This is a genomic window from Pseudomonas sp. TAE6080 (assembly GCF_018732265.1).
GTDB lineage: Bacteria > Pseudomonadota > Gammaproteobacteria > Pseudomonadales > Pseudomonadaceae > Aquipseudomonas > Aquipseudomonas brenneri.
In genome coordinates this window covers 70,115-96,847 of sequence record NZ_JAHIDY010000019.1, presented here as the reverse complement: position 1 = coordinate 96,847, position 26,733 = coordinate 70,115, and the positions used below count along the sequence as shown (strand labels likewise).

The 26,733-nt window shown below is 60.0% G+C and carries 22 protein-coding genes; 11 read left to right on the top strand and 11 right to left on the bottom strand.

The annotated features are described in order from the left end of the window. Nucleotides 1–7: 7 nt before the first annotated feature. From KL786_RS15900 to KL786_RS15890, 3 genes are all read right to left on the bottom strand, one after another. Complete coding sequence (locus KL786_RS15900; protein ID WP_032902046.1) at nt 8–1,462, bottom strand: tyrosine-type recombinase/integrase; 1,455 nt, start codon at nt 1,460–1,462, stop codon at nt 8–10. A gap of 512 nt (nt 1,463–1,974) precedes the next feature. After that, nucleotides 1,975–2,703, bottom strand: coding sequence for an SDR family oxidoreductase (locus KL786_RS15895; protein ID WP_215518240.1), 729 nt, complete (start codon nt 2,701–2,703; stop codon nt 1,975–1,977). A 200-nt stretch (nt 2,704–2,903) separates the two neighbouring features. Then, nucleotides 2,904–3,902 (bottom strand): LacI family DNA-binding transcriptional regulator, encoded by a 999-nt coding sequence (locus tag KL786_RS15890; protein ID WP_215518239.1) that lies wholly within the window; start codon nt 3,900–3,902, stop codon nt 2,904–2,906. Nucleotides 3,903–4,162: 260 nt separating this feature from the next. Here KL786_RS15890 and KL786_RS15885 point away from each other — a divergent pair, with 260 nt between their 5' ends. The 8 genes from KL786_RS15885 (at nt 4,163) to KL786_RS15850 (ending at nt 11,878) form a co-directional block, all read left to right on the top strand. Continuing rightward, nucleotides 4,163–5,086 carry an ABC transporter substrate-binding protein gene (locus KL786_RS15885; protein ID WP_215518238.1) on the top strand — a complete coding sequence of 308 codons (924 nt, stop codon included), beginning with the start codon at nt 4,163–4,165 and terminating at the stop codon, nt 5,084–5,086. Between the two features lie 74 nt (nt 5,087–5,160). Continuing rightward, entirely contained in the window at nt 5,161–6,675 is a 1,515-nt protein-coding gene (locus tag KL786_RS15880) for a sugar ABC transporter ATP-binding protein (RefSeq protein ID WP_215518237.1), read from the top strand. Between the two features lie 31 nt (nt 6,676–6,706). After that, nucleotides 6,707–7,645 (top strand): ABC transporter permease, encoded by a 939-nt coding sequence (locus KL786_RS15875; protein WP_353844670.1) that lies wholly within the window; start codon nt 6,707–6,709, stop codon nt 7,643–7,645. 107 nt (nt 7,646–7,752) lie between these two features. Continuing rightward, nucleotides 7,753–9,294, top strand: coding sequence for an FGGY-family carbohydrate kinase (locus KL786_RS15870; protein ID WP_215518235.1), 1,542 nt, complete (start codon nt 7,753–7,755; stop codon nt 9,292–9,294). Between the two features lie 66 nt (nt 9,295–9,360). After that, nucleotides 9,361–10,329 carry a transaldolase gene (tal, locus tag KL786_RS15865; RefSeq protein ID WP_215518234.1) on the top strand — a complete coding sequence of 323 codons (969 nt, stop codon included), beginning with the start codon at nt 9,361–9,363 and terminating at the stop codon, nt 10,327–10,329. 179 nt (nt 10,330–10,508) lie between these two features. Then, nucleotides 10,509–11,240, top strand: coding sequence for an SDR family oxidoreductase (locus tag KL786_RS15860; protein ID WP_215518233.1), 732 nt, complete (start codon nt 10,509–10,511; stop codon nt 11,238–11,240). 153 nt (nt 11,241–11,393) lie between these two features. Beyond that, entirely contained in the window at nt 11,394–11,555 is a 162-nt protein-coding gene (locus tag KL786_RS15855; protein WP_167360817.1) for a hypothetical protein, read from the top strand. Nucleotides 11,556–11,560: 5 nt separating this feature from the next. After that, nucleotides 11,561–11,878 (top strand): hypothetical protein, encoded by a 318-nt coding sequence (locus KL786_RS15850; RefSeq protein ID WP_215518246.1) that lies wholly within the window; start codon nt 11,561–11,563, stop codon nt 11,876–11,878. A gap of 87 nt (nt 11,879–11,965) precedes the next feature. Here the strand turns inward: KL786_RS15850 and KL786_RS15845 are convergent, their stop codons facing one another. Both KL786_RS15845 and KL786_RS15840 read right to left on the bottom strand, forming a co-directional pair. Continuing rightward, nucleotides 11,966–15,112 (bottom strand): multidrug efflux RND transporter permease subunit, encoded by a 3,147-nt coding sequence (locus KL786_RS15845; protein WP_215518232.1) that lies wholly within the window; start codon nt 15,110–15,112, stop codon nt 11,966–11,968. A 30-nt stretch (nt 15,113–15,142) separates the two neighbouring features. Continuing rightward, nucleotides 15,143–16,294, bottom strand: coding sequence for an efflux RND transporter periplasmic adaptor subunit (locus KL786_RS15840; protein ID WP_458730128.1), 1,152 nt, complete (start codon nt 16,292–16,294; stop codon nt 15,143–15,145). 181 nt (nt 16,295–16,475) lie between these two features. Between KL786_RS15840 and KL786_RS15835 the strand changes: the two genes are divergently transcribed. Next, on the top strand, nt 16,476–17,054 hold the full coding sequence (locus KL786_RS15835) for a TetR/AcrR family transcriptional regulator (protein WP_032859638.1): 579 nt from the start codon (nt 16,476–16,478) through the stop codon (nt 17,052–17,054). Here KL786_RS15835 and KL786_RS15830 read toward each other — a convergent pair. Beyond that, a complete protein-coding gene (locus tag KL786_RS15830; protein WP_161904319.1) occupies nt 17,025–17,954 on the bottom strand; it encodes a helix-turn-helix domain-containing protein in 930 nt (309 codons plus the stop codon). The two genes, KL786_RS15835 and KL786_RS15830, sit on opposite strands and share 30 nt — an antisense overlap. 199 nt (nt 17,955–18,153) lie before the next feature. Here KL786_RS15830 and KL786_RS15825 point away from each other — a divergent pair, with 199 nt between their 5' ends. Further along, nucleotides 18,154–19,500 (top strand): aminotransferase class III-fold pyridoxal phosphate-dependent enzyme, encoded by a 1,347-nt coding sequence (locus KL786_RS15825; protein ID WP_161904320.1) that lies wholly within the window; start codon nt 18,154–18,156, stop codon nt 19,498–19,500. Nucleotides 19,501–19,561: 61 nt separating this feature from the next. Further along, nucleotides 19,562–21,049: an aldehyde dehydrogenase family protein gene (locus tag KL786_RS15820; RefSeq protein ID WP_215518230.1), complete on the top strand. Its 1,488-nt coding sequence runs from the start codon at nt 19,562–19,564 to the stop codon at nt 21,047–21,049. 112 nt (nt 21,050–21,161) lie between these two features. On the opposite strand, the gene KL786_RS15815 is transcribed toward KL786_RS15820, so the two are convergent. The 5 genes from KL786_RS15815 to KL786_RS15795 all read right to left on the bottom strand — a co-directional run bounded on the left by KL786_RS15815 (nt 21,162) and on the right by KL786_RS15795 (nt 26,574). Next, complete coding sequence (locus KL786_RS15815; RefSeq protein ID WP_032803452.1) at nt 21,162–21,638, bottom strand: MarR family winged helix-turn-helix transcriptional regulator; 477 nt, start codon at nt 21,636–21,638, stop codon at nt 21,162–21,164. A 109-nt stretch (nt 21,639–21,747) separates the two neighbouring features. Continuing rightward, the gene (locus KL786_RS15810) at nt 21,748–22,524 is read right to left on the bottom strand and encodes an ABC transporter ATP-binding protein (protein ID WP_032863778.1); all 777 of its coding nucleotides are present in this window, start codon (nt 22,522–22,524) and stop codon (nt 21,748–21,750) included. Further along, complete coding sequence (locus KL786_RS15805; protein ID WP_032863776.1) at nt 22,521–24,311, bottom strand: branched-chain amino acid ABC transporter ATP-binding protein/permease; 1,791 nt, start codon at nt 24,309–24,311, stop codon at nt 22,521–22,523. The genes KL786_RS15810 and KL786_RS15805 overlap by 4 nt, the downstream gene beginning before the upstream one ends. Next, nucleotides 24,308–25,345, bottom strand: coding sequence for a branched-chain amino acid ABC transporter permease (locus KL786_RS15800; RefSeq protein ID WP_215518229.1), 1,038 nt, complete (start codon nt 25,343–25,345; stop codon nt 24,308–24,310). Before KL786_RS15800 ends, KL786_RS15805 begins: the two co-directional genes overlap by 4 nt. 80 nt (nt 25,346–25,425) lie before the next feature. Beyond that, complete coding sequence (locus KL786_RS15795) at nt 25,426–26,574, bottom strand: ABC transporter substrate-binding protein (RefSeq protein WP_215518228.1); 1,149 nt, start codon at nt 26,572–26,574, stop codon at nt 25,426–25,428. Between the last annotated feature and the right edge of the window lie 159 nt (nt 26,575–26,733).

The following is a 26,733-nucleotide window of genomic DNA, read 5'->3' as shown; positions in this document are numbered from 1 at the left end:
GGTAGACCTATGAAGGTGACCATGTCTCTGTAGCCGCGTACGCTGGAAAAGACATCATCGACTCGGTCGGTGGGTGTTCGTAGGTTGAGGACAACACGGCACCGAGTCGATCACCCAACAGATTCCAGGCGCGTTTCTTCTCTTCGGCATAATCGTGATGCAGATAGTGTCGCCTCACCCGGGAGCCGGCAAGCACATGGTTCTGACATCGATCAATGACGTCCAGGCTGACCCCCAAGGCCTGCATCATGGTCGCACCTGTGCGGCGTAGGTCATGCGGTGTCCAGTCGCCATTCTGGCCGTCGGCAAGCACCAGTGTATCGTCATGGCGACGTCTGGAGAGGGCTTTGCGGTTTTTGAATCGGGCCTGGCGGTCACCCACCTGCTTACTCACCACTTTCACGTCCACATGCCCATCATCCTGCTTGTTCGGAAAGCACCATTGAGTATCGCCCGTCATGGTCTTGAGTTCCTGAAAGAAGTGCAGGGCAAAGGGTGAGAGGAAAACATAATGGTCTTGTTTTTTGCGCCGGCTGCCTTTGACGTTCCCGCTCGGGATGAACCAGGTATGGTTCTCCAGATCGACATTCTTCCATTCGGCCTGAAGCAGTTCACCGATCCGGCATAACGTTCCCAAACAGATCCAAAGCGCAAGTTGGGACTCTGGTTTCAGGGGGCGAATTCCACCGTACTTCTCGCCGGCAGGTAGCGCTGCATAGTCGGTAGTCATTTTCTGAAAGCGTTGGTGTAATTCTTGAAGTTCGGTGGAGGAGAGGGTCCGAGTACGTTCCTCTTGGTAGTCACTGGGTACAAGCTTATCGATTTCGACCAAGTCTGCTGGATTTCCGTCGATCAGCAGTGTTCGCCATGGCTGTCGTTTCTGGGCCCATCCAAACATCTGAACGATATCCGAAAAAAGACTAATGGCTTGGCGAGTAGCGCCGCGAGCCATGACGGAACGCACCAGACCCCGCAGGTCATGCTCACTGACTGTACTGATGACTTTTGAGCCAACGGCGGGGTAAAGATCTTTCGCGAATTTTCTCCGTAGCTCGGCATTACCATCCTTTCGTGCCACACCATCGCGAAGCCATTCTCCCGCTAGGTCTAGCAGCGTTAGCTCCATAGATTTTTGCTGATCGGCTTCTGCGAGTTGTGCAGCCAGCTCCGCTTTCAGTCTGACCTTCCCTGCGCGCTTGTTCTCATTAGGATTGATCCCTTTTGCTACAAGGTCTCGTGCTTCGTTGCGCTCCTTGCGGATTTCGGTCAACGACTTGTTTGGCCAGGTACCACACGAGAAGCGGGTGTAAATCCTTTCCCAGCGAAACTGGAAGTAAAAGGGGATGGCGATACCTTTTTTGCGGAGTGAAACCCTGCCCGCGAGGCTGCCTTCGTCGCGTATGATGATGCCGACATCCTGCTCGGTCAGTGCTTCCAATTCCTTGGCAGTGAGCTTGGCTATAATCAACCTCCTGATAAGTTTACTCCCACATTTACTCCCACTAATTCGTCAGCTAAGGGTAGATCAGGATAGAGGTCGTTGGAAGAGTGAAGCGCTCAAAGGCCTTGTTTTACTGGGTTTGAGGATTCTATAGGGGCGCAGCGCGAACCAGGGATGCATAATGCATAACTGAATGGGGTGCTAGGGGTAGAGTGTTCGAATCACTCCGTCCCGACCATATTTTTCAATGACTTAGCCCAACTTTAGCGAGTTGGGCTTTTTCATGCTCGGGGGATTTGCAGGACTTCTCTAGGTTGTCACTGGCATTGGAGGTTTAGCCGACACACTGCGTTACCCACACGGCATCGCCCTTGGTTCAAGTCCAAGAGCAGTACTTGCCGACAGCAAAGCCAAAGCGTCGGCGGGAACGACCCTATGGATGGCCTTCTGGGCCAACTTAATTACCCCATCAGCACCTGGGTGCTGATGGGGTATAAACGTTAGGGTCGGGTAGAAATAGCAGCTGTGGATGCTTACATATCGAAGGCGGAGGGCAAAACGATCATGTCCCGAATGGTGACATGGCGTGGGCGTGTCAGTATGTACATCACCGCATCAGCCACTTCACAGGGCTCGATCAGGCTGCCGCTCTCCTTGGCCTTTCTCAGGTTTTCTTCGGGCCAATCGGCAAGCAGGGCACTGATTACCGGGCCAGGGGAGACCGCAGAGACTCGGATCCCCTGTTTATTGACTTGCCGGCGCACGGTCTGCACGAAACAGTTGATCGCCCACTTGGACGCGGCATAGACAGGTTCCCACGAAACTGGAAAGTGGCCAGCGACCGAGCCGGTCACCACGATGTCGCCGGTCCCGCGCTCAATCATGTAGGGCAACACATCGTGAACGTTCTTCATGACGGCATTGATGTTGAGATTGAGCATGCGGTCGATGCCCGCCGAATCGGCTTCAATCAGGTCGCCGCCAATGTAGCTGCCAGCATTGGCGTAGAGGATGTCGAGTTGCCCGGCTTTTTCCAGTACACCGGAGAGCAACGTTGCGCAACTCTGTGGATCCAGCAGGTCAATGACCAATGGCATTGCCGCGTCGCCAAGACGCTCACAGGCTGCCTTGAGGGCCGGTTCGTCCCGATCAATCAAAACAACGCGTGCGCCGGCTGTAATCATGGCTTCGACCGTTGCCAAGCCTATACCCGATGCTGCGCCTGTTACCGCAGCGACCTTGCCTTCAAGTGCGTAAGCCATCAGTTCTCTCCTTTTGGATCCCGCCACGGAGATCCTCTTGTTGTTGGAGTAATGTAAACGTTTACATTTTTATTCAGTTAAACGCCTACGAAGAGAATGTATAGGGCGGGCTTGAGAAATGTCAACGTCTACATATTTTCATCGGACTGCACCTTTTACGTTGAATCTTGCGCGGGTGCAGCACGTTTTTCTGGGTCCAATCAGCGCCGCAATTCACCTTTGACAGTCACGTCCGCCGACACATGCAGCCGGTTGTCGATTTTGTCCATGAGCATGTTGATGGCAGTCAAGCCAAGCTCATAAGTGTTATGGCTGATGCACGGGATGGGGTCGCCGAAGAAGCCGGCATAGGGCACTTGGTCGATACTGAAAAGCTCGATATCCGATCGATTCAAGCCGTGATGACGCATGGCTTCCAAAGAGCCGAGGGTGATCAGTATGTTGAGCCCGAAGATCGCGTCGGGACGCTTGCCGCTGTTGAGATACGCACTGACGGCCACTCTGGCGGGTTCTTGTGTGTAATCACCGTGCAAAACCTCCAGGGTTGTCGCCTCGCCATACTCCGTCAGCGCACGGCGGATGCCTTCGATCCGGGATAGGGTGATATTGGACCTTTCCGGCCCGCCCACGACCAGGAAGTGTCGATGCCCTTGCTCCAGGAGCGCACGGGCGCCCTGGTACCCGCTTTCCTGGTTGTCCAGGTAGACCCCGGCGAAGGGAGCACCTGCCAGTTTTCGGTCGATCTGGACGACAGGAATGTCTGCCATTTCCAGTTTTGGCAGGTACGCAGGGTGGTAATTATCGTCATCGGAAATCACCGACAAAATGATCCCGGCAACCTGGTAACCCAGCAGCGTATCCACCGCCCGAGCCTCAAGCTCCGGCGAGCCGTCCGTATCGAACAGCAGCAGTGAATAATCCCGTTTCTTCGCTTCGCGGGTGATCGCCTTGATGGTCTCACCGTAAAAGGGGTTGTCCAGGCTCGCGGTGATCAGGCCGAAGAGCCGGCTCTCGCGGCTTTTGAGGTTGCGCGCAAATGCGTTGGGTACGTAGTTAAGTTCGCGGGCCACTTTCAAGATTTGCGCCAGTGTCTCTTTTTTCACCTTTTCTGGCTGATTGAGCGCACGCGAAACGGTGACGGTCGTCATGTTGACGCGTCTGGCGATGTCCGTGATGGTGGCTTTGCCTGGTCTTGTCATTAGGTTTTCTGTCCACGCTGACGGGCGCCCTGTTTCAGTTGTTTTTCTTGGTCAGGGCAGCCCAAAACTGAATATGCAAACTATTGTAAAGCCAAATTCCATATGCTAGCTTGAAATAAATGTACACGTTAACATTTCCCTCCGGTACAGGATGAAAGAGGAACCTCGACCTCCTTTTCTGTTCGATCCGGATGTTGTCATCAAGGAAAATGTTAACGTGTACATTGGACGCCATATAAAAATAATCAAAGGTAAACGCCATGAATGTCTTCAAGAAAAGCAACCTCGCTCGTCTCGTCGCAGGCCTCTTCTGCAGCTCGGTACTCGCCGCCTCGGCCCATGCTGATCCGCTGAAAATCGGCATTTCCTTCCAGGAGCTCAACAATCCTTACTTCGTGACCATGAAGGAGGCGCTGGAGGAGGCCGCTAAAACCATCGGCGCCCAGGTGATCATCACTGACGCTCGCCATGACGTTTCCAAGCAGATCAGTGATGTCGAGGACATGGTCCAGCGTGACATCGATATCTTGCTGCTCAACCCGACCGACTCTGTAGGCGTCCAGTCTGCGGTTGTTTCTGCACATGAGGCGGGAGTGGTGGTGGTCGCTATCGATGCTCAGGCACAGGGCCCGCTGGATTCCTTCGTGGGTTCCAAGAACTACGATGCGGGCTATCTGGCCTGTAAATACCTCGCAGAAAAAGTCGGTAGCAAAGGTGACATTGCCATACTTGACGGCATCCCGGTCGTGCCGATTCTTGAGCGCGTGCGCGGCTGTGAAGCCGCGGTCAAGGAGTCCAAGGGACTGACTATCGTGGCCAAGCAAAACGGCAAACAAGAGCGGGATACGGCGCTCACCGTGACCGAGAACATCCTGCAAGCCAACCCCAAGCTGGTGGGGATCTTCAGTGTCAACGACACCGGTGCCCTCGGTGCATTGACCGCCATCGAGTCCAGCGGCCATGACGTCAAGCTGGTAAGCGTTGACGGTGCTCCAGAGGCGATCAAGGCTATCCAGAAGGCCGACTCCAAATTCCTGGCGACTTCTGCGCAGTTCCCGCGAGATCAAGTCCGCTTGGCCTTGGGGATCGCGTTGGCCAAGCACTGGGGCGCCAACGTTCCTGCTTCCGTTCCCGTTGACGTTGCTTTGATCGACAGGGCAAAGGCTTCCAGCTTTAGTTGGTAAGCGGCTTCCTGTCGGCTCCATGGGAACGCTAGGTTCCCGTGGGGCAGCTCTCTCGATCGTTGAGGTCATGCGTCATGTCCAGTCTCCTTGCACTCGAACATATTTCAAAAAGCTTTCCGGGCGTCAAAGCCCTGACCGATATCAGTTTCCAACTGCGCGAAGGGGAGGTTCATGCACTGCTCGGCGAAAACGGTGCAGGCAAGTCGACCTTGATGAAGATCCTGTGCGGTATCTACACACCTGATACGGGTTCGATCGCCATTGATGGCCAACAGATGCAGTTCCACAGCTATCACGATGCGATCAATGCCGGGGTCGGCATCATTTTTCAGGAATTCAGCCTGATTCCCTATCTCACCGCCACCGAGAACATCTTCCTTGGCCGAGAGCTTACCAACCGTTTCGGCCTGCTCGACACGGCTAGCATGCGCGAGCAAGCCCTGGCCATTTTTCAGCGCCTGGGGGTGCTGATTGACCTGACAGTGCCCATCGAAGGCCTTAGTGTCGCTGAGCAGCAGTTTGTTGAGATCGCCAAGGCGCTGTCCCTCAATGCCCGCATTCTGGTGCTCGATGAGCCGACGGCCACCCTGACACCCGGTGAAGCGGATCATTTGTTCAGGATCATGCGCGAGCTGAAAACCCAGGGTGTCGGGATGATTTTCATCTCCCATCACATGGATGAGATTTATCAAATATGTGACCGCATCACCGTGTTGCGCGATGGGTGCATGGTGGGTGAGTGCGAGGTCAGCACCACCGCAATCGATGACCTGATAGAAATGATGGTGGGTCGCAAGATCGACCAGGCATTCCCGCTTAAATCCAGCCATGGCGATTGCCAGGAAATCGTCATTGAAGTGCGTGGACTGCAGCTCGACCCACGGGCTGCAGTCAATAGTTTCAAGTTGTACAAAGGCGAGATACTCGGCTTCGCCGGGCTGGTAGGTTCTGGTCGTACCGAGCTGGTCATGGGGTTGCTGGGCGCCAGATCAGTCCATCATAAAGAGGTACTGGTCAGTGGCCGACCTGAATCGCTCAAGTCTCCTGCCGAGGCACTTAACTGTGGAATCGGACTGCTCCCGGAAAATCGCAAGACCGAGGGCCTGATTCTGTCCTTTTCGATCCGTGAAAATATCACCCTGAACAACCTCGCCAAACACTGCGGCAAACTTGGGCTGATTGATCGCAGTGACGAGGGCCAGGTAGTCGATGAGTTGATGCGCAAAGTGCGGGTAAAAGCGCCTGACCATAACAGTCCGGTGGGTAACCTCAGTGGCGGCAATCAGCAGAAAGTGGTGATCGCTCGCTGGCTTAATCATGAGTGCAAGGTCCTGATTTTCGACGAGCCCACACGCGGTATCGATGTCGGGGCCAAAGCTGAAATTTATCGCCTGATGCGTGCGCTGACGGAGCTGGGTGTGTCGATCATCATGGTTTCTTCCGAGCTGCCGGAAATCGTCGGTGTCAGTGATCGTGTTGCAGTGTTTCGCCAGGGCCGGATTGTCACCACGCTCTCGGGTGACGCGGTGAACGCCAACGAAATCATGCTGCATGCCACAGGAGGGACTATCGATGAGCAACGCCACTGAAACCAATGTTCGCAACCAGGAGCACTCGAAGATGACTGTGCAACTGAACAAGTGGCGCAAGTCACCTATTTTCTATCCTCTGATCGGCTTTATCGTGATTTTTGTCGCGATGGCCCTGGCCAATGACAACTTTCTCACGGCAAGCAATTTAAGCAACGTGCTACGCCAGGTCTCGATTATTGCCATCATTGCTGTGGGCATGACGTGCGCAATCCTGACCGGCGGGATTGATCTTTCCGTGGGGCCGGTAATGGCGTTGTCTGGCACCCTGACCGCAGGCTTGATGGTCGCCGGCTTGCCACCTGAGCTTGCGATACTGGCAGGCTTGGCCGTTGGCGCCTTGTTCGGTGCCGGTAATGGTGTGTTTGTGGCCTACGCCAAGATGCCGCCCATCATCGTGACGTTGGCGACGATGGGCATTGCCCGGGGCCTTGCATTGATTTACACCGGCGGCTACCCGATCTCTGATCTACCGCAAGGCTTCTCGTTTTTGGGGCGCGGTGAAGTCTTCGGGCTCCAGGTCCCGATTCTGGTGATGGCGGTGGTGTATATCCTGGCCTACGTCCTGTTGAACAAGACGCCAATTGGTCGCTACATCTATGCCATCGGGGGCAATGAAGAAGCAGCGCGCCTGAGTGGGGTGCGCGTTGCGCGCTACAAACTGCTGGCGTACATGATCAGCGGGTTGACAGCCGCAGTGGCGGGTATCGTGCTGACCTCGCGCTTGATGAGCGGGCAACCCAACGCGGGCGTCGGTTTTGAATTGGATGCCATCGCTGCCGTCGTACTGGGTGGTGCGGCCATTGCAGGGGGGCGCGGTGCAATTATCGGCACGCTGATCGGCGCCATGATGCTCGGTGTGCTCAACAACGGGCTCAATCTGATGGGGGTTTCTCCCTACATCCAGAACATCATCAAGGGCGCAATTATCCTGCTCGCGATCTATATCGGCCGCACTCGCGGCAAGTAATTTAACGACAGGACTACCTTTTTGCCTCGCTCACGCAGCGTCCATCCAGGGCGCAGTGCGGCAAGGCTTGGCTCAAAAACACGGTCAGCACGCTGAGGAGCAGGGTCATGAGTTACGTGATCGGAGTTGATATCGGTACACAAAGTACCAAGGCGCTGTTGATGTCGATCCAAGGCGCTATCGTTGCCCAGGCGACGGTGAGTTACAAAGTCGAGCAACCGCGTCCGCTCTGGGCACAGCAGTGGCCCGATGTCTGGCTTGAGGCGGTGTATGAGTCTGTCGCGGCGGCGGTTGCGCAAAGCCAGGTGCCGGCCAGCGAGATCAAGGCCATCTGTGTCAGCAGCTTATACGGTGGCTCGGGTATCCCGGTCGACAGTGATATCAAGCCGCTGCACCCTTGCCTTATCTGGATGGACCGCCGGGCGCACAACGAGGTGGAGTGGGTACGCCAGAACATTGATATCGAAATGCTCAAGCGTGTCAGCGGCAATGGTGTCGACAGCTACTACGGCTTCACCAAGATGCTGTGGATCAAGCGCAACAAGCCAGAGGTCTGGGCAAAAACCCGCTATCTGCTGCCGCCCAACAGCTATGTGCAGTTTCACCTCACCGGTGCATTGACCGTCGATCACAGCTCGGCCGGTAATATTGGCGGCGTCTACGATATCAACGCACGTCGTTGGTCGGTACCGCTGCTCGAAGCGCTGGGCATCGCCCCTGAGTTGATGCCGCAGCGCCTGGTGGAGTCTAGTGAAGTTGTCGGTAACCTGCTGCCCGATGCCGCCCGGCGCCTGGGGCTCGACCCTGGCACACCTGTGATTGCAGGTGGTGTCGACGCCGCCATGGCGACCCTCGCCGCTGGCGTCCTTGAACCTGGCAACCATGTGGCGATGATTGGCACCAGCATGTGCTGGGGCTACATCAATCAACGCACCGATGCCGACCATGGTTTGATCAGCATGCCCTACGTGCATAACGCGACCGAAGACCTCTACATCTTTGGGGGTGCTATCGCCGCTGGCGCTTCGGTCAGTTGGTTTCGCGATCAATTCTGCGCCCAGGAAAAACAAGCGGCAGCGCTGCTGCAAGGGGTCGACGTTCACGAGTTGATGGAACTTGAGGCCGCGAAAACCCCCGCTGGAGCGCAAGCGTTAGTGTTCTTGCCTTACCTGATGGGCGAGCGCAGTCCGGTTTGGGATGCGAAGGCGTCCGGTGCCTATATCGGCCTGTCGTTATTTCATACCAAGGCGCACATGTACCGGGCGGTGCTCGAAGGCCTGGCTTTTGCCTTGCGTCACAACATGGAGCGAGGTCAGCAAGGCGCGGTGCGCCTGGATCCTGAGTTGATCGTGGTCGGTGGTGCTGCCGCATCCGATCTATGGATGCAAATCATCGCCGACATCACCGGTTATCCCGTCCTGACCATCGAGCAGGAAGTCGAGGCCCCTTTGGGGGGCGCCATGTTGGCAGCGTTGGCCGTGGGTGAGATCGACAATCTGGCCCAAGCTCGCGACTGGCGAACCTTGCGGCCGCGTGCGCAACCGGATGCTCGGAACAAGGCCACCTACGACCTGATGTTCGAACAGTATTGCAACCTCTACCAGGCGTTGAAACCCAGCATGCATGCCCTGGCCCAGCTCAGCCAATAACGAAAGGTTGCCAGTGCGAGGCCTCGAACCCGCACGGGTTCACGCTTACAGAAAACGGGAGACATCATGTCCACTTTGCTTGCGCAATTGAGAAAACTGAGCACCGTAGTCGCCGATACCGGCGACCTCGATGCTATCCGCCGCTTCGCCCCCCAAGATGCCACCACCAACCCATCCTTGATCCTCAAGGCTGCGCAGTCCGGACAGTACAACGCCCTCATCGACGAGACAGTTGCGGTCGTCGGTGAGCTTGAGGGAACCCTCGACGACGCGGTAGACGAGGCCAGTGATCGCCTGGTCGTTGCCATGGGCTGCCTGATTCTGCGGCACGTGCCAGGTCGCGTATCAACCGAGGTCAATGCTCGGCTGTCCTTTGACACGCAAGCAAGCATCACCAAGGCACGCAAACTCGTGTCGCTCTATCAAGCATCCGGCGTCAGCCGCGATCGCATCCTGATCAAGCTGGCCGCCACGTGGGAAGGTATTCGCGCTGCGCAGGTACTGGAGCGTGAGGGTATCCAATGCAACCTGACGTTGATTTTCAGCTTCGCCCAGGCGCAGGCCTGTGCAGAGGCGGGTGTCTTTCTGATCTCACCTTTTGTCGGCCGTATTCTGGACTGGTATCGCCGAGCCAATCCTGACATTGATTACGCTCCGGCACATGAGCCCGGCGTGCTGCAGGTTCAGGAGATTCATCGTTATTTCCGTCGGCACAATTATTCGACGGTCGTCATGGGCGCCAGCTTTCGCAACAGCGGCGAAATCCTCGCGCTAGCCGGTTGTGATCGCCTGACCATCAGCCCTGCATTGCTTGACGCGCTGGCCACTACTGAAGGTGTGCTTGCGTACAGCATGGGTGAGTCCCTGGAACGAGCAGAACCGCCTGAGCCGCTCTCTGAAAGCAAGTTTCGCTGGCAGCTTAACGACGACGCGATGGCCACGGAAAAGCTGGCCGAGGGTATTCGAGGGTTTGATGCCGATCAGTGCAAGCTTGAGGCGCTCCTGCGAGACAAGCTTGAACGTCGCGCGCCTTGAGAAATTACGGCGTCATTCGCTGCTCTGAGCAGGGATGCGGTTCAACAGGCGAACTCCGGCCATCCGGGAGCTAGCGGCTTAGAGGTCGAGTGGGTCAGGGGTGTTGCCTTCAGGATTCAACACCCCCTCGGCGTTATCAGGTCGGGGCGGATGTGACTCATCAAATCTGGAGTAATGAAATGTTCAGTGATCTTAAAAACAAAGTCATTCTGGTCACCGGAGCCAGCAGCGGTATTGGCCGCTACTGCGTACGAGAACTATGCGTGGAAGGCGCCCACGTAGTGGCTATAGGGCGCAATGCTGAGCAACTGCGCACTCTGCAGGATGAGACGGGCTGCGACATAATTGCGGCCGACCTGGAACAACAGGAAGGCTTGGATAAGGTCGACAGTGCACTCAGGGAAGTCGACGGGCTGGTCAACTGTGCAGGGCTTGCACTCCTGGACCCGGCAACCGAGATGCTCGGCGCAGACTTTGACAGAATGATGGCCATCAACGCACGGGCCACTGCTTTGATGTGTCAGATGGTCGCCCGTCGAATGATTCAACAAGGTCGTGGTGGGGCCATTGTGAATGTGTCCAGTCAAGCGGCGCTGGCTTCGCTGCAGGATCACCTTGGGTATTCAGCGTCAAAAGCCGCCATGGATGCGATGACTCGTGTGCTCTGTGCCGAGCTTGGCCCCTTTGCGATCAGGGTGAACAGTGTGAACCCGACAGTTACGCTGACCCCCATGTCAAAAGTGGGCTGGAGTGACCCAATCAAGGCCCAGGGCATGCTTGACAGAATTCCCTTGGGACGATTCGCCGAACCTGAAGAGGTCGTGCGGCCGATTCTGTTTTTACTCAGCGCCGCGTCTTCAATGATTTCCGGAGTGGTATTGCCGATTGATGGCGGTTTCACGGCCGGCTGAGATGCACCCACGTGAGACATTTTTTGGGGGCCAGCCAGGCCCTTGGGCTATGGTGCAGACTGCAGTCGAGATCGACAATGGTTTGCGGAACGTATGATCAGGCCCCGCGCTTTTTTTGGGCGCGCAGCCTCACACCCATTCAAGGATATGAGCATGGAAAAGCACTTCGGTAATTCAGGCCTGTTCAAGGCTGCTTCGTATCACTGCAACAACTCCCTGGAGTGCGGCATCGCGCGCTGGGAGCTGAAAAACATTGCGCTGAATGCGAAGGAGTTTTTGATATGTCCAAAGAACTACTCGGAGTTTCTGCTCTAGGGTTGATGGTGCTCGGTGAGTTTTGTGCGATCTACAGCGAGGTAGTCACCGCCAGGCTGGCCCATGCCGGCGATGGTTCATGGCAGGCGTTCATCATGCCGGTGGCGCTGATGTGTTTTGCCGGGTTTTGCCTGCTGGGCGCCTATTGGCTGGGGTATGTGGCTGTTGGTGATATCTGGATCGTCACCGTGGTCTCTGTCACGTCCTTGCTGCTGCTGGAGCCTGTTGTGGTCTGGGCGCTGTTCCATGAGGCGCCCGGGCGCGGTGCATTGATCGGTTTTTGCCTGGGTGCACTGGGGATGCTGGCCACGGTGTTGCTATAACAGGTAGCGATCTAACAAACACAGGTAAAGCCTGTAGAAGCAGTCGAACCCCACCTCGCCGGGCTCGACTGTTCCTACACCTGCGGTTTACTCCTCGATCCGCGCGGCTGGCAGTGTGTTGTCATCCGGGCTGACAACCGGTTTGTGCTTGAGCATTGAAAGTACCCAGACAAAGAAAACCGGCACAAACACCACCCCCAATATCGTTGCGCTGAGCATCCCGCCAACCACGCCGGTGCCGATGGCGCGTTGGCTGGCAGCACCCGCGCCGGTGGCGATGGCCAGGGGCACGACGCCGAGGATAAAGGCCATGGAGGTCATGACGATGGGACGAAAGCGCAGGCGTGCGGCTTCGATGGCGGCGTCACGCAGGGAGTAGCCCTGGGCCCACAGGTCCTTGGCAAACTCGACGATCAGGATCGCATTCTTGGCCGCCAGCCCGATGATGGTGATCAGGCCGACCTTGAAGTATACGTCGTTGGGCATGCCCAGGCTGGTCACGGCCAGCACCGACCCCAGGGCGCCCACCGGTACGATTAGCATCACCACAAAGGGGATGGCCCAGCTTTCATACAGCGCCACCAGCAGCAGGAACACCACCACGAACGCCAGCGCGAACAGTTGCAAGGCCTGGCCGCTGGCGATCTTTTCCTGGTACGACAAACCGGTCCATTCATAGCCAATACCTGCCGGCAGCGTGGACACCAGGCGTTCGATCTCGGCCATCGCTTCCCCGGTGCTGACGCCGGGCGGCGCATCGCCGGCGATACGGATCGACGGGTAGCCGTTATAGCGGGCGATTTGCACCGGGCCTTGCTCCCACTGGGTGCTGACAAAGGCACTCATGGGCACCAGGGCGCCGAGGTTATTGGGGATGAACAGTTTGAGCACGCTGTCCGGCGTCATCCGGTCCCGCTGGTCGGCTTGCACCACCACCCGTTGCTGGCGCCCGGCGTTGGCAAAATCGTTGACCACCGCCGAGCCGAACGCGGTCGACAAGGTGTTGTTGATTGCATCAAACCCGACGCCCAGGGCCTCGGCTTTTTCCCGATCGATGGTCAGGCGCAATTGCGGGGCCTCGGCCAGGCCTTCCATCATCGCGTAGAGGATTTTCGGATTGCCGTTGGCCTGGCCCAGCAACTGGTCCCGTGCAGCGAGCAAGGCTTCGCGGCCCAGCCCAGCGCGGTCCTGCAGGCGCAGGGAGAACCCACCGGAGTTGCCCATGCCGTCGATGGGCGGAGGGTTCACCGCCATGATCGCGCCGTCGCTGGGGTTGGCAAAGTGTTGATTGACCCCTGCGATTTGCGCTTCGGCAGATTGCTCGTCGCCGCGCAACGACCAGTCCTTTAGGGTCGGAAAGGCCAAGCCGGCGTTTTCGCCCATCCCGGAAAAGCTGAAGCCCAGGACCAGGAAGGTGCTGGCGACCGCGTCACGGGAGGCGAGAAACTGCTCCAGCTCCTGGCCGGTCGCCGATGTCCGCTCCCGCGAGGCGCCGGGCGGCAGTTGCACGTCAACGATCATATAACCCTGGTCTTCCACCGGGACGAAGGATTCTGGCAAGCGCAGGTAGGTAAAGCCCAACAGGACCACCAGCCCCAGATACACCAGCATCACTCGGCCTGCGCGTTTTACCAGGTGGTGATTGAGGGCGCTGTAGCGATCGGTCAGGCGTCCGAACAGGCGGTTGAAGGCGCCAAAGAACCCACGTTTTTCATGATGCCCCTCGGCCACGGGCTTGAGCAGGGTTGCACACAGTGCCGGGGTGAAGGTCAGGGCCAGGAACCCCGAGAACAGAATCGACACCGCCAGGGTCAGGGAAAACTGCTGGTAGATGACTCCCACCGAACCGGCCATGAAAGCCAGGGGCAGGAATACCGCCGACAGCACCACGGTAATGCCGATGATCGCCCCCGATACCTGGCCCATGGCCTTGACGGTGGCGGCCACCGGCGACAGGTCCTCATCGGCCATGATCCGCTCGACGTTTTCCACCACCACAATGGCGTCGTCCACCAGGATACCGATGGCCAGCACCATGCCGAACATGGTCATCATGTTGACCGAGAAACCCAGCAGGTACATCACCATCAACGTGCCTAACAGACACACCGGCACCACAATGCTGGGGATCAAGGTGTAGCGTACGTTCTGTAGGAACAGGAACATCACCAGGAACACCAGGACCATGGCTTCGATCAGGGTATAGATCACCTTTTCGATGGCCACGTCGACAAAGCGCGAGGTGTCATAGGGCACCGAGAATTCAACGTTTGGCGCAAAATTCACCGACAGTTCCTGCAGGCGCTCCTTGACGGCACTGGCGGTCTTCAGCGCGTTCGCCCCCGGCGACAGTTGCACTGCCGCACCCACTGCCGGCTTGCCATTGAGGCGCGTGGTGAAGTTGTAGTCCTGGCTGCCGACCTCGATTCGCGCCACGTCGGCGAGGGTGACCCTGGAACCATCCTGATTGGCGCGCAGCACAATGCGCCCGAACTCTTCGGGGTTGTCCAGGGTGCCCTTGACCGCCAGGGTCGCCGTCAACTCCTGGCCGACTGCGCCCGGGGAGCTGCCGAAGCTGCCTGCGGGAACCTGGACGTTCTGGGCGCTGATCGCCCGGCTTACGTCATCGATGGACAACCCGTAGCCCACCAGGCTTTGCGGATCGAGCCAGATACGCATCGCGGCTTCCGAGGCAAAGAATTGCAGCTTGCCCACACCTTCGACCCGACGGATTTCATTGTTGACGTTACGCGCGGCATAGTCGGCCAGTAGGGTCGTATCCTGCGTCGCCGTGCCTTCCTTGTAGCTCAGGGCGTAGATCAGCAGAAAGCCGGCGCTGGTCTGCTCCACCTGGATGCCCTGGTTGAGCACCGCCTGGGGCATGCGCGCCTCGGCTTTTTTCAAGCGGTTCTGCACTTCGACCTGGGCCATGTCCGGCTGGGTGCCGGGCTTGAAGGTCACGACAATTTCCGCCATGCCGTTGGAGTTGCTGGTGGAGTCGAAGTAGAGCAGGCCCTTGGCGCCATTGAGTTCTTCTTCGATGACGCTGGTGACCGAATCCACCAGCACCTTGGCCGACGCCCCGGGATAGGTGGCGGTGACGGTGATTTGCGGCGGGGCGACACTTGGGTACTGGGCCACCGGCAGGGCCGGGATGATCAGCAGCCCGGCCATGGAGATAAACAACGCAATGACCCAGGCAAACTTGGGGCGCTTGATAAAAAACACAGACATGGAGTGACCTCGAACGCGGTGGTGCCGGGCTTACTGGCGTGCTGCTTGTTGTTGGGCGGCGGGGGCGAGGGGCGCTTTCACCAGCACTTTGTCACCCGGAGCGAGGCCGTTCTGGCCGCCGATGATGACCCGGTCACCGGCCTCCAGGCCCTCGGTGATCTGCCAGCGCTGGCCCTGCATGACGCCGGTTTGTACGGCGCGTGGGCTGACGCTGTCGTCGGCATTCACCACCAGCACCTGGGCCTGGCCGTCACTGCCGCGCTGCACGGCGCGCTGGGGCACCAGCAAGGCTTGTTGATCGGTGCCCTGGGGCACTTTCACGCGCACATACATGCCTGGCAACAACACCCCTTCAGGATTGCTGAAGCGTCCGCGCAACGAGACCTGGCCGGTGCCACGGTCCACCGCAACGTCGGAGAACAACAGCGTGCCCTGGCTGTGGAAGTCGGTGCCTTCGACCTGCAACGACAGCTGTGATGAGTCGCCGGCCGACAAGCTGCCGTGCTTGAGGGCCTGGCGCAGTTTCAGCGCTTGCGCCACCGGCTGGGTGAAGTCGGCATAGATCGGGTCCAGTTGCTGGATGCTTGCCATCAATGTCGCTTCGCCCTGGCCAACCAGGGCGCCTTCGGTCACGAGGGCGCGGCCGATGCGCCCGGAGATCGGCGCGCGGACCGTGGCGTAGCCCAGGTTCAGGCCCGCGGTTTGCAGATCGGCGCGCGCCGATTGCTGGGCGGCCTGGCTGCTTTTCAGGGCGGCGCGGGCGGTGTCGAGGTCCTGGCGACTGATCGCTTCGACGTCGGCCAGTTGTTCATAGCGCTTGACCTTGGCCTGGTTCTCGAACAACTGCGCTTCGATACGTGCCAGTTCGCCCTGTGCCCGTGATGCGGCGGCCTTGAGGGGGGCGGGGTCGATCTGGAACAACAGGTCGCCGGCCTTGATCTCGGCGCCTTCCTCGAAGTTGCGTCGTAACACGATCCCGGCTACCCGGGCCCGTACCTGAGCTACCCGGACCGGCTCGATACGCCCCGGCAATTCTGCGGACAGGGAGAAGGCTTCGGGAGCGACAGTCACGGTCTCCACTTCCTGGGGTTGCTGGGCAGCCTCGGGCTGATCGGGAGCACCACAGCCGGCGAGGCCGACAAGGGCCAGCGCAGCAAAGCTGAAAATACGCAGGTCGCGCAAAGCGTTCATGTGTCACCTGGAGGCTAGGTCTGGAAAGGTGCGCATGATATATACATGGATCTATTGAGACAATAATGTCTCAAAAGATTCTTTTGTGTTTAAAAATGTCATTTCCCTTGAGGTCGGGGGGAATTTCGGCACAATGCCTTCCACTTCACGTCCGACCAATGAGCCTGTTGCCATGTCTTCGCCCGCCCCCAATGAAAAACTTCTCAAGGCCCTGGCGGTTGCCATCGTTGACCATCCCCGGGCCACGCTCCAGGAGCTGGCGCGTGCGGCAGGCATCAGCAAGGCCACGTTGCACCGCTTCTGCGGCACGCGGGAACACCTGATCGAGATGCTGTTGGCGTACTCGCGCGAGCTCATGCAGCAGGTGGTCGATGACGCAGACCTTGAGCGCGACGCGCCAGCCGAGGTCTTGCGTGGCTTGATCGACAAGCACTTGGCCCACCGTGAGTGGGTGTTGTTCATGGTGTTCCAGTACCGCCCGGACACCTTGAACAATCACGGTTGGCAACCGTACCTGAACGTCCTGGACCGCTTCTTCCTGCGGGGGCAGCAGGCTGGAGTGTTTCGCATCGATATCACAGCGGCGGTCATGACCGAGCTGTTCACATCGCTACTGTGTGGCCTGGTCGAGGCAGAGCGCCTGGGCCGGGCCGCACCGGCGGGGACGGCCTGGGTGATGGAGCAGATGTTCTTGCATGGAGTGAGCGCTGCACCGCCGCACTCAGCGCTGTCGCAGGGTCTGCGAGGGTAACTCGCCAAACAGCGCCTTGTACTGACCGGCAAAGTGGCTCAGGTGGTAAAAGCCCCATTGGGCCGCCGCGTCGCCAATGCTCAATTCGGCCGGCGACGACATGACCAGGCGGCGCCGCACCGCATTCAGGCGCACGCTGCGCAAGTAGTCCACGGGGCTGGTGCTGGTGATGGTCTGGAAGCTGTATTGCAGGGCACGCCGGCTGACGTGCAGGCGTTCGCACAGATCGACAATGGTGATGGGCTCGTCGTGGCTTTCGAGGGCGATCTGCTGGCTCATCTTTACCAGGTACTGGCGCGTGGGGGCGCTGGGCCGCCGACGTTTTTCAGGGTTCTCGACGCTCCCCAGCAGATCGAGGAAACCACTGAGCAAGCCATGTTCCATGAGTTTGGCCGTGGCTTCATTGAAGTGTTGCGGCGGGCAATCCAGTGCCTGGCCAAGTTGCAGGCGTACACGCTGGTACACCTCACGGGTGCGCTGCCATGGTGACTGCAGCGACGGTGCGGCGGTCAACTGCCGGTAGCTGCGGGGGCTCAGGTTCAGCGCGGCCAGTGCCAGGACCTGCTGGCGGGCAAAGGTCGCGGCAAAGACCTGGGTGTTCTCCGGGGCATGGAACATGAACTCTTCGTGGTTGTTCAGGATTGCCAGGCAGTCCTGCGTGCCGTGGCTGTCGGTGCACAGCGGAATCGAAAAGCACATGCGCTCGGCGGGTGACTGGCCGTATTGCACGATGCGCCGGTTCAATTGCTCGTGGAATATCTGGAAGTGCCCGCTACACAGTTGCCGCAAGTGGCTGGCAAACAGGCCGGGGGACAGTTGGTCGTAGGTCTGCTCCCAGTCATGCACCGAGCGCGCGTGCTGGCTGGCGTCGGTAAAGCTAAGGCTTTCGATCTGCGTCATGGTCGTCACCGGTGCGCGGGTGTCCGCCCGTTATTGAAATGTCCGTTGGCGGTGCGGCATCAATACATCACGGTTGCCTCAGGTCCTGCAACCGCTGCAAAAGTGTGCCGATTTGGGATAACGGCCCAGGTACCTCGCTCCCTACAGTCCAGGCTGGCCCGAAACCTCTCGGCCCACCTCTTTGGAAGGGAGTGCAATCATGTACGCGCATTATCAGAACGCCGAAAAAAAATTCTGGCACCCGATGCGAGCGGCCGCGGCCGTTGCGGGGGAACAGACCCTGATCATTGCCAGGGGCAATGGCAACTACGTCACCGATATCCATGGCTGGCGCATGCTCGACGGTATCGCCGGGTTGTGGAACGTCAACGTCGGTCATAACCGTGAAAGCGTCAAGCAGGCGATCCACCGCCAGATGGATGAGCTGGCGTACTACCAGACCTTCGACGGCATTGCCCATCCCAGGGTGTATGACCTGGCTGAACGCTTGACCGGCATGTTTGCCCAGGAAGACATGCAGCGGGTGCTGTTTTCCAGTGGTGGCTCCGATGCCATTGAAACTGCATTGAAAATGAGCCGCCAGTATTGGATTGCCGTCGGGGAGCCCGAGCGCACACGGTTTCTGTCGTTGCGCAACGGCTATCACGGCGTGCACATGGGGGGCACCTCGGTCGGTGGGATCAGTGCCTATCAATTCAACCATGGGCCGCTGCTGGCGGGCTGCACGTTGCTGGATGCTCCGTGGTCCTATCGCAACCCGTGGGACTGCGAAGACCCGCAGGCCCTGACCGGCCACTGCATTCGCCAATTGGAAGAGCAGATCCGCGCGCTAGGGCCGCAGACGATTGCCGCGTTCATCGCCGAGCCGGTGCAGGGCGCGGGCGGGGTGATTGTCCCGCCTGCAGGCTACTGGCCGCAGTTGCGTGCGGTGTGCGATCGCTACGGCATTTTGTTGATCGCCGATGAAGTGGTCACCGGTTTTGGCCGCACCGGCTCGATGCTGGGATCGCGGGGTTGGGGCGTGGCGCCTGACATTCTGTGCCTGGCCAAGGGCATTTCCGCCGGCTACATCCCCTTGGGCGCCACGGTGTTCAATGGGCGCATTGCCCGGGCCATCGAAACCGCTGAAAACTTCGGCCAGGTGATCATGCACGGCTACACCTACAGCGGCCATCCGACGGCTTGCGCGGCCTCCCTGGCGGTGTTGGATATCGTCGAGCAGGAGAACCTGTCGGGCAATGCGGCAAAGGTCGGCGCCTATCTGCTGGAGCGGCTCAAGCCCCTGAGCGAACGCTTCGAGGTGGTCGGCGAGGTGCGGGGCAAAGGCCTGATGCTGGCCCTGGACCTGGTGAGCGACAAGCGTCTGCGCACCCCCGTCGACCCGGCCGAGGGCTACGCCTCGCGCCTGGCGGAACGGGTACGCCTGGAAGGGGTGCTGGTACGTCCGGTGGGCACCAAGATCATCCTGTCGCCGCCCCTGACCCTGACGCTCGAAGAAGCCGACCTGATCTGCCATGCCCTGGAAACCGGCCTGGCCAATACCTGATCTCCCCTTGAACGGCGCCCATTGGGCGCCGCACTGACGATTGCCTTCAGGAGTCCTGTTGATGAGTGACATTGCCTTGCTGCCTGCGGTTACCGAATTTCTTGCCCGCGCACCGGCCAACTTTATAGAAGGGGCTTACCAGCCCAGTACGTCCACACAGCGAATCGCCGTGCGAAACCCTGCGACCGGCCAGGTGATCAGCCATATCCTCGATGCCAGCGACGAGGACATCGAGCATGCCGTCGCCAGTGCGCGCAAGGCGTTCAAGGGGGCGTGGGCGGACACCTCGCCCTATGCCCGGGGTGTGGTCCTTAACCGATTTGCCGATTTGCTTGAGGCGCATGCCGAGGAGTTGGCGCAGTTGGAAACCCTGTGCTCGGGCAAGTCGATCAACCTGTCACGCGGCCTGGAAATGGCCCAGAGCGTGGTGTTCCTGCGCTACTTAGCGGGCTGGGCGAGTAAGATCAACGGCCAGACCATGAGCCCCTCGATTCCGTCCATGGGCGGCGAGCAGTACCTGGCCTACACCCTGCGTGAACCCGTGGGCGTGGTCGCCGGGATTGTGCCGTGGAATTTCTCGGTGATGATCGGCATCTGGAAGATTGCCAGCGCGCTGGTCACCGGTTGCACCATTGTGATCAAGCCCAGTGAGTTCACGCCCCTGACGTTGTTGCGGGTGGCTGAGCTGGCGTTCGAGGCGGGCGTTCCGGCCGGCGCATTTAACGTGGTCAACGGGACAGGGCAGGTGGGGCAGCAATTGATCGCCCATGCCGCAATCAGCAAAGTCGCGTTCACCGGGTCTGTGCCGACCGGGATCGCCGTGGGCAAGGCGGCGATGGCCGCCGACCTGACGCGCGCGACCCTGGAGCTGGGCGGCAAGAACCCGGCGGCGTTGTTGGCCGATGTCGATATGGACCAGGCCGTGGCCGGGATGGTGCAGATGGCTTATGTGCATCAGGGGCAGGTGTGCGCCGCGCCGGAACGCCTCTATGTACACCGCTCACGGGTCAGCGAGTTCCTGGAAAAGCTCGGGCAGGCCCTGAGTACCTTGAAGATTGGCTCACCCCTCGATGAAAGCACCCAGTTTGGCCCGCTGGCCAACCAGGCGCACCTGGAAAAGATCCTCGACTTCTTCGCCAGGGCCAATCAGAACAACACGGTAATCTGCGGTGCCAAGGCCATTGACCGGCCGGGCTACTTTGTCGAGCCGACGCTGATCCTGGCCAATGGCCCGGATGACCCTTTGCTGCGGGAAGAGGCGTTCGGTCCGGTACTCTGTGTATTGCCCTACGACACAGAGGAGGAGCTGGTGACCCTGATGAACGACTCGCCCTACGGCCTCACGGCCAGTGTCTGGACCAACAACTTGTCCAAGGCATTGCGCCTGATCCCGCAAATAGAGGCCGGTACGGTATGGGTCAACATGCACACCTTTCTGGACCCGGCACTGCCGTTTGGCGGGGTCAAGGCGTCGGGTGTGGGCAGGGAATTTGGTGATGCGTTTATAGAGGCCTATACCGAGCTCAAGTCGGTGATGATCCGCTATTAGTTGTCGGAGCGAGCTTGCTCGCGAAAAACGTTAACGATAACGCAGCGCCAACAGGTAGCCCGTGGCGCTTGTGGGATTTTCGCGAGCAAGCTCGCTTCTACAGGGGGGAGGGTCAGTCTTCGGGCAGGTTGTCGAACAGGGTTTCCAGCAAGCTGTTGAGCTTGTTGAGTTGCGCGTCCGTCAGGCCCTTGAAACTGGTCTTGAAAATATCCGCCGTGACCTTGTGGCTCTGCTCGATGGTCTGGTACCCGGCCTCTGTCAAGGAGACCTGGGTGACGCGCCCATCGTTGGCGCAGACATTGGTCTGCACCAGGCCGTCGGCTTTCATGCGGTAGACGATTTTGGTCACCGTGGGCAGCTTGGCGATAGCGTGGGTGGAGATTTCCGAGATGCTCGACGAGCCGTTGTCCTTGAGGATCAGGAGGATGCGCCAGCGCGGAATGTCCATGTCGACTTTTTTCAGGGCCTTTTCCATCGCCATGGAATAGCGCCCGTTGACCCGGGCGAGCCAGTAGAAGGGGAACTCTTCTTTCTTGAAATCCTGGCTGGCAGGGTTATGACGATTCACACGTTTTTTCGCGGTGGTCATGCTCGGGCTTCGAATAATGGACAACGGCCGATTGTTGCATATTCACGTGATTGACGTCGCGCTTGTCGCGCCGTGTGGGAGCCATCGGGCCCCACACGGGATAGGGCAATCAGCTCGCGAGCATTTCCTGATGCTTACTGCTCAGGCCCAGGTAGGCTTCGATCACCCGAGGGTCGTCGGCCAGTTGCCGGGCGGGGCCGTGCATGGCGATCTGGCCGGTTTCCAGGACATAGGCGTAGTCGGCGACCCGCAGCGCCGCCCGTGCATTCTGTTCCACCAGCAGGATCGATACCCCTTGCTCGCGCAGGCTGCTGATGATGCGGAAGATCTCGCGGGTCACCAGGGGCGCCAGGCCCAGGCTGGGCTCATCGAGCATCAGCAAGCGTGGCTTGGCCATCAGCGCCCGGCCAACGGCGAGCATCTGCCGCTCGCCGCCCGACAAGGTCGCGGCCAATTGCTCGCGTCGCTCCCACAGGCGCGGGAACAGGTCATATACCTGCTTGAGTGTCTGGCCGTGGTCACGCTCGCCCCGGCGGTGACGCTGGAACGCCCCCAGCAGCAGGTTGTCCGCGACGCTCATCGAGGTGAAGAGTTCGCGTTTTTCCGGCACCAGGCCCAGGCCCCGGCCCACCATCACTTCCACCTCGGGCACGCTTTGCAGAGTGCCGTCGAAGTTGACCTGGCCCCGGGAGCCCAGGACGCCCATGATTGCCGACAGCAGGGTGGTCTTGCCGGCCCCATTGGGGCCGATGACCGTGACAATCTGCCCTTCGCCGACGCGCAGGCTGGCGTTGCTCAAGGCTTCAACCTTGCCATAGGCCACGCTCAGGTTATCGATTTGCAGCAGGGTGGTGCCGGCGTTGCACGGTTCCATTGGCATATTCATGCGTCTGCGCCTCCCAAATAGGCTTCAAGCACTGCGGGGTTGTTTTGCACTTCTTCAGGCAGGCCCTGGGCGATGGGCTGGCCGAACTCCATGACCACCACGCGATCCACCAGGCCCATGACGAAGTCCATGTCGTGCTCCACCAGCAGGATCGCCATGCCTTCGGCGCGCAGGCGTTTGAGCAGGGCGGCCAGGGCTTGTTTCTCCTGGAGGCGCAGGCCGGCGGCGGGCTCGTCCAGCAGCAACAGGCAAGGATCGGCACACAGGGCGCGGGCGATTTCGAGGATACGTTGCTGCCCCAGTGCCAGGCTCGCGGCGTCCTCCTGCAACGCGTCACCCAGGCCGACCCGTTCCAGTTGATAACGGGCTTCGGCCAGCAACTGCTGCTCCTCGGCACGGTCCAGGTTCAGGCTGGCGGCGATCACCCCCTGGTGCCCGCGCAAATGGGCGCCGAGGGCGGCGTTCTCCAGCACGCTCATCCCAGGCAGGAGCTTGACGTGCTGAAAGGTACGGCTCATGCCCAGGCGGGCGACATGTCGTGAGGTTTTGCCATTGAGGGGCAGGCCTTTGAAGTGGATATCGCCTGAGGTGGGCCTGTCGACCCCGGACAACAGGTTGAACAAGGTGCTTTTGCCAGCTCCATTTGGACCGATCAGGGCGAGGATTTCCCCGGCGTCGATGTGCAGGTTCATCTGGTTGTTGGCGACGAGGCCGCCGTAGCGCTTGGTCACCTGGTTGGCCTGCAGGATGCGGGTGCCGTGTTCGACCGCAGCGCGACGCGGCAGGGCCTGTGCCTGGGGCAACGGCGCGGTGCGTGTGCGGCCCTTGAACCACTTGCCCAGCCATGGCGTCAGGCCGCCCGGCGCGCAGTGCATCAGCAGCACGATCAGGATGCCGAAGACGATGGTTTCGTAGTTGCCGCCGTCGCCCAGCAGGTGGGGCAGCCAATCTTGCAGCCATTCCTTGAGCACGGTGAGGATGCCGGCGCCCAACAGTGCGCCCCAGATACTGGCCACCCCGCCGATCAGCGCCATGAACAGGTAATCGATACCCATGCCCAGGCCGAACGGGGTCGGATTGACGAAGCGCTGGGTATGGGCGTACAGCCAGCCCGATACGGCGGCAAACAGCGCGGCGATGACAAAGATCACCATCTTCGAACGGAAGGTGTTGACGCCCATGGACTCAGCCATCAACTGGCCGCCCTTGAGCGCACGGATGGCGCGGCCTTCCCGGGAGTCGAGCAGGTTGTGGGTGATCAGCATCGCTGCGCCCAGCACCAGCCAGATCAGGTAGAACATCTTTTCCCCCTGGTCCAGGGAAATCCCGCCGAGGGAAATGGCTGGCAGCCCGCCGACGCCGGTATGGCCACCCAGGGGTTCCAGGGTGCCGAACAGATAGTAGAGCGAAAGCCCCCAGGCGATGGTGCCCAGTGGTAGGTAGTGCCCGGACAGACGCAGGGTCAGGGCGCCCAGCATCAGCGCCACTGTCACCGTCAGGGCCACGCCCACCAGCAGAGTCAGCCACGGCGAGGCACTCGCCCATTGCAGCCAGGTCGGCAGCTGCTCGGCGGTAGTCAGCCATGCCGTGGTGTAGGCCCCAAGGCCGACAAAAGCGGCCTGGCCAAAGCTGGTCATGCCGCCGACCCCGGTCAACAGCACCAGGCCAAGCACCACCAGGGCATACAGGCCGATGTAGTTGAGCAAGGTCACGTAGTAGGGGGCGAGCACCAGCGGCGCCAGGCCCAGCAGGGCAATCAGTCCGAGGATCAGGTAGCGTGGTTTCATTCGTATTCCTCCACGTGACGGCTGGTGAGGGAGCGCCACAGCAGGAGCGGAATGATCAGGGTGAAGACAATCACTTCCTTGTAGGCGCTGGCCCAGAACATCGAGAAGGCTTCGATCAGGCCCACCGCGAGGGCGCCCAGGGCTGCCACGGGGTAGCTGACCAGTCCACCCATGATCGCACCGACAAAACCCTTGAGGCTGATGATGAAACCGGAGTCGAAGTACAGGGTGGTGATGGGGGCGATCAGAATCCCGGACAGGGTGCCGATCAGGGCGGCCAGGACGAAGGTGCTCTTGCCGGCCATCTCCGGGGAAATGCCCATCAGGCGTGCGCCCATGCGGTTCACTGCCGTGGCGCGCAGGGCCTTGCCGTACAGGGTGCGCTCAAAGAACACAAACAAGCCGATGATCAGGCCCAGGGACGCGGCGATAATCCACAGCGTCTGGCTGTTGAGCGCCACCGGGCCCAGTTCCAGGCCTTGTTCGGAGAAGGGCCGGGTCCGCGCGCCTTCCGGGCCGAACAACAGCAGGCCCATGCCCACCAGGCTTACATGCACTGCAATCGAGACAATCAGCAACACCAGCGAGCTGGCCGAGGCGATGGGTTGGAAGGCCAGTCGATAGATCAACGGCCCCAACGGCACGACCAACGCCAGGGTCAGCAGGGCCTGCAATGTCATGGGCAGTTGTGCCAGCGGCAGGTTGTTGACCAGGCCCACCATCGCCGCCGCGTAGGCGATCTTTACCAGGCTCTTGCGCGGCAAGCGCCAGGCGTGGGGGCGGCGGATCGAGGCGAGCAGGTCGAGTGCGCCATCGAGCAGGGTCAGGGCCAGCAGCAGCCAGACCAGTGCAGTGGGCTGGCCCGCTTGCAGGCTGGCCATGGTCAGGGCGCCATAGGTGACGAACTCACCCTGGGGGATCAACAGGATCCGGGTCACGGTAAACACCAGGAGAATCGACAAGGCCAGCAGCGCATAAATGGCGCCATTGGTGATGCCGTCCTGGCCAAGCAGCAAGGCTATCTGGGCATTCATAGGGCAACTCTTTGCACGGGGTCATCAGGCTTGCGGCGCCCGTCGGACACGGCTGGCCGAGCGGGCGATTGGGGGCACTCTCAGTCTTTGAGCAGGGTCCAGGTGCCATTTTTCACCTGGATCAACTCCCGGCCTCGCTCATCGAACCCACTGTGGTCGTCCGGGGTCATGCTGTAGACCCCTTGGGTGCCCGCCAACTCGTGGGTGCTTTCCAGGGCGTCACGCAGCGCCCGGCGGAACTCCACGGTGCCCGGCGCGGCCTTGGCGGCAGCCAGCGGGATTGCCGCTTGCAGCAGCAGGCCGGCATCGAAGGTATTGGCGCCGAAGGTGGCGGGCTTGCTGCCATAGAGTTTTTCGTAGGCGGCGGTGTAGTCGGCAGCGATTTTTTTCGACGGATTGCTGTCGGGAATTTCATCGAGCACCAGCATCAGGCTGGCGGCGAGGATCGTCCCTTCGACTTTCTTGCCACCCAGCTTGAGGAAGTCCGGTAGCGCGGCGCCATGGGTCTGGTAGACCTGGCCACGGTAGCCCTGGTCGAACAGCGTGGCCTGGGGCATTACGGCCGGGCTGCCAGGCGCGGCTACCAGCACCGCGTCGGGGCGTGCAGCGAGCACTTTCAGGCTTTGCCCGGTGATTGAGGTGTCCTGGCGCTGGAAGCGTTCGTTGGCGACGATCTTGATCCCATGCTCGGTCGCCAGCGCCGTGGCTACCTTGGCCCAGTTCTCGCCATACGGGTCGGCGGTGCCGATCAGGCCCAGGGTTTTTACCTGATGCCTGGCCATGTGTTCGAACAGCGCCTTGGCGATCAGTTCGTCATTTTGGGTGGTCTTGAACACCCATTTCTTCTCTGCCGTCATCGGCAGGATCACCGCCGCGGTGCCCACGGGCGACAGCAGCGGGACCTGGGCCTGGGCGACAAACGAGATCACTCCGATGGCATTGGGCGAGCCGCTTGGGCCGATGATCGCATCCACGTTGTCTTCGCTGATCAGCTTCTTCAGGGCCTTGACCGTGGCCGTCGGGTCGCTGCCGTCGTCCAGCGCGATGTAGCGGATGGCCTGGTCCCCGACCTGGGTCGGCAGCAGCGCCACGGTGTTTTTCTGTGGCACGCCGATCATGGCCAACGGGCCTGCGGCCGAGGTGATCACGCCGACCGTGACTTGCGCCTGGGCCAGGGATACGCAGGCCGCACTCAGTAGCAAGGTGGACACAGCTTTTTTCAAGAGCATGGAGTTCTCCGAAGCATTGCAAGGCTAAGCAAGCGCCCGTCCCTCGGCCCGTCGCCGCTTGAACAGCGGTCGCGATGCGCGATGGAGGCGAGCCCTTGGCGGTTGCCGCAACGGCGCGAGCCGTTGTTGATGGGCGAGTAGGGCGATAGCAGGTTGCAT

Bases quoted from the DNA above. Each gene is read 5' to 3' on its own strand.
- KL786_RS15800 (WP_215518229.1), bottom strand. From the start codon at position 25,345: ATGAATGCCCAGATAGCCTTGCTGCTTGGCCAGGACGGCATCACCAAT.
- KL786_RS15890 (WP_215518239.1), bottom strand. From the start codon at position 3,902: ATGACAAGACCAGGCAAAGCCACCATCACGGACATCGCCAGACGCGTC.
- KL786_RS15795 (WP_215518228.1), bottom strand. From the start codon at position 26,574: ATGCTCTTGAAAAAAGCTGTGTCCACCTTGCTACTGAGTGCGGCCTGC.
- KL786_RS15870 (WP_215518235.1), top strand. From the start codon at position 7,753: ATGAGTTACGTGATCGGAGTTGATATCGGTACACAAAGTACCAAGGCG.
- KL786_RS15895 (WP_215518240.1), bottom strand. From the start codon at position 2,703: ATGGCTTACGCACTTGAAGGCAAGGTCGCTGCGGTAACAGGCGCAGCA.
- KL786_RS15805 (WP_032863776.1), bottom strand. From the start codon at position 24,311: ATGAAACCACGCTACCTGATCCTCGGACTGATTGCCCTGCTGGGCCTG.
- KL786_RS15820 (WP_215518230.1), top strand. From the start codon at position 19,562: ATGAGTGACATTGCCTTGCTGCCTGCGGTTACCGAATTTCTTGCCCGC.
- KL786_RS15850 (WP_215518246.1), top strand. From the start codon at position 11,561: ATGGTGCTCGGTGAGTTTTGTGCGATCTACAGCGAGGTAGTCACCGCC.
- KL786_RS15875 (WP_353844670.1), top strand. From the start codon at position 6,707: ATGACTGTGCAACTGAACAAGTGGCGCAAGTCACCTATTTTCTATCCT.
- KL786_RS15855 (WP_167360817.1), top strand. From the start codon at position 11,394: ATGGAAAAGCACTTCGGTAATTCAGGCCTGTTCAAGGCTGCTTCGTAT.
- KL786_RS15885 (WP_215518238.1), top strand. From the start codon at position 4,163: ATGAATGTCTTCAAGAAAAGCAACCTCGCTCGTCTCGTCGCAGGCCTC.
- KL786_RS15835 (WP_032859638.1), top strand. From the start codon at position 16,476: ATGTCTTCGCCCGCCCCCAATGAAAAACTTCTCAAGGCCCTGGCGGTT.
- KL786_RS15860 (WP_215518233.1), top strand. From the start codon at position 10,509: ATGTTCAGTGATCTTAAAAACAAAGTCATTCTGGTCACCGGAGCCAGC.
- KL786_RS15845 (WP_215518232.1), bottom strand. From the start codon at position 15,112: ATGTCTGTGTTTTTTATCAAGCGCCCCAAGTTTGCCTGGGTCATTGCG.
- KL786_RS15880 (WP_215518237.1), top strand. From the start codon at position 5,161: ATGTCCAGTCTCCTTGCACTCGAACATATTTCAAAAAGCTTTCCGGGC.
- KL786_RS15815 (WP_032803452.1), bottom strand. From the start codon at position 21,638: ATGACCACCGCGAAAAAACGTGTGAATCGTCATAACCCTGCCAGCCAG.
- KL786_RS15830 (WP_161904319.1), bottom strand. From the start codon at position 17,954: ATGACGCAGATCGAAAGCCTTAGCTTTACCGACGCCAGCCAGCACGCG.
- tal (WP_215518234.1), top strand. From the start codon at position 9,361: ATGTCCACTTTGCTTGCGCAATTGAGAAAACTGAGCACCGTAGTCGCC.
- KL786_RS15810 (WP_032863778.1), bottom strand. From the start codon at position 22,524: ATGAATATGCCAATGGAACCGTGCAACGCCGGCACCACCCTGCTGCAA.
- KL786_RS15825 (WP_161904320.1), top strand. From the start codon at position 18,154: ATGTACGCGCATTATCAGAACGCCGAAAAAAAATTCTGGCACCCGATG.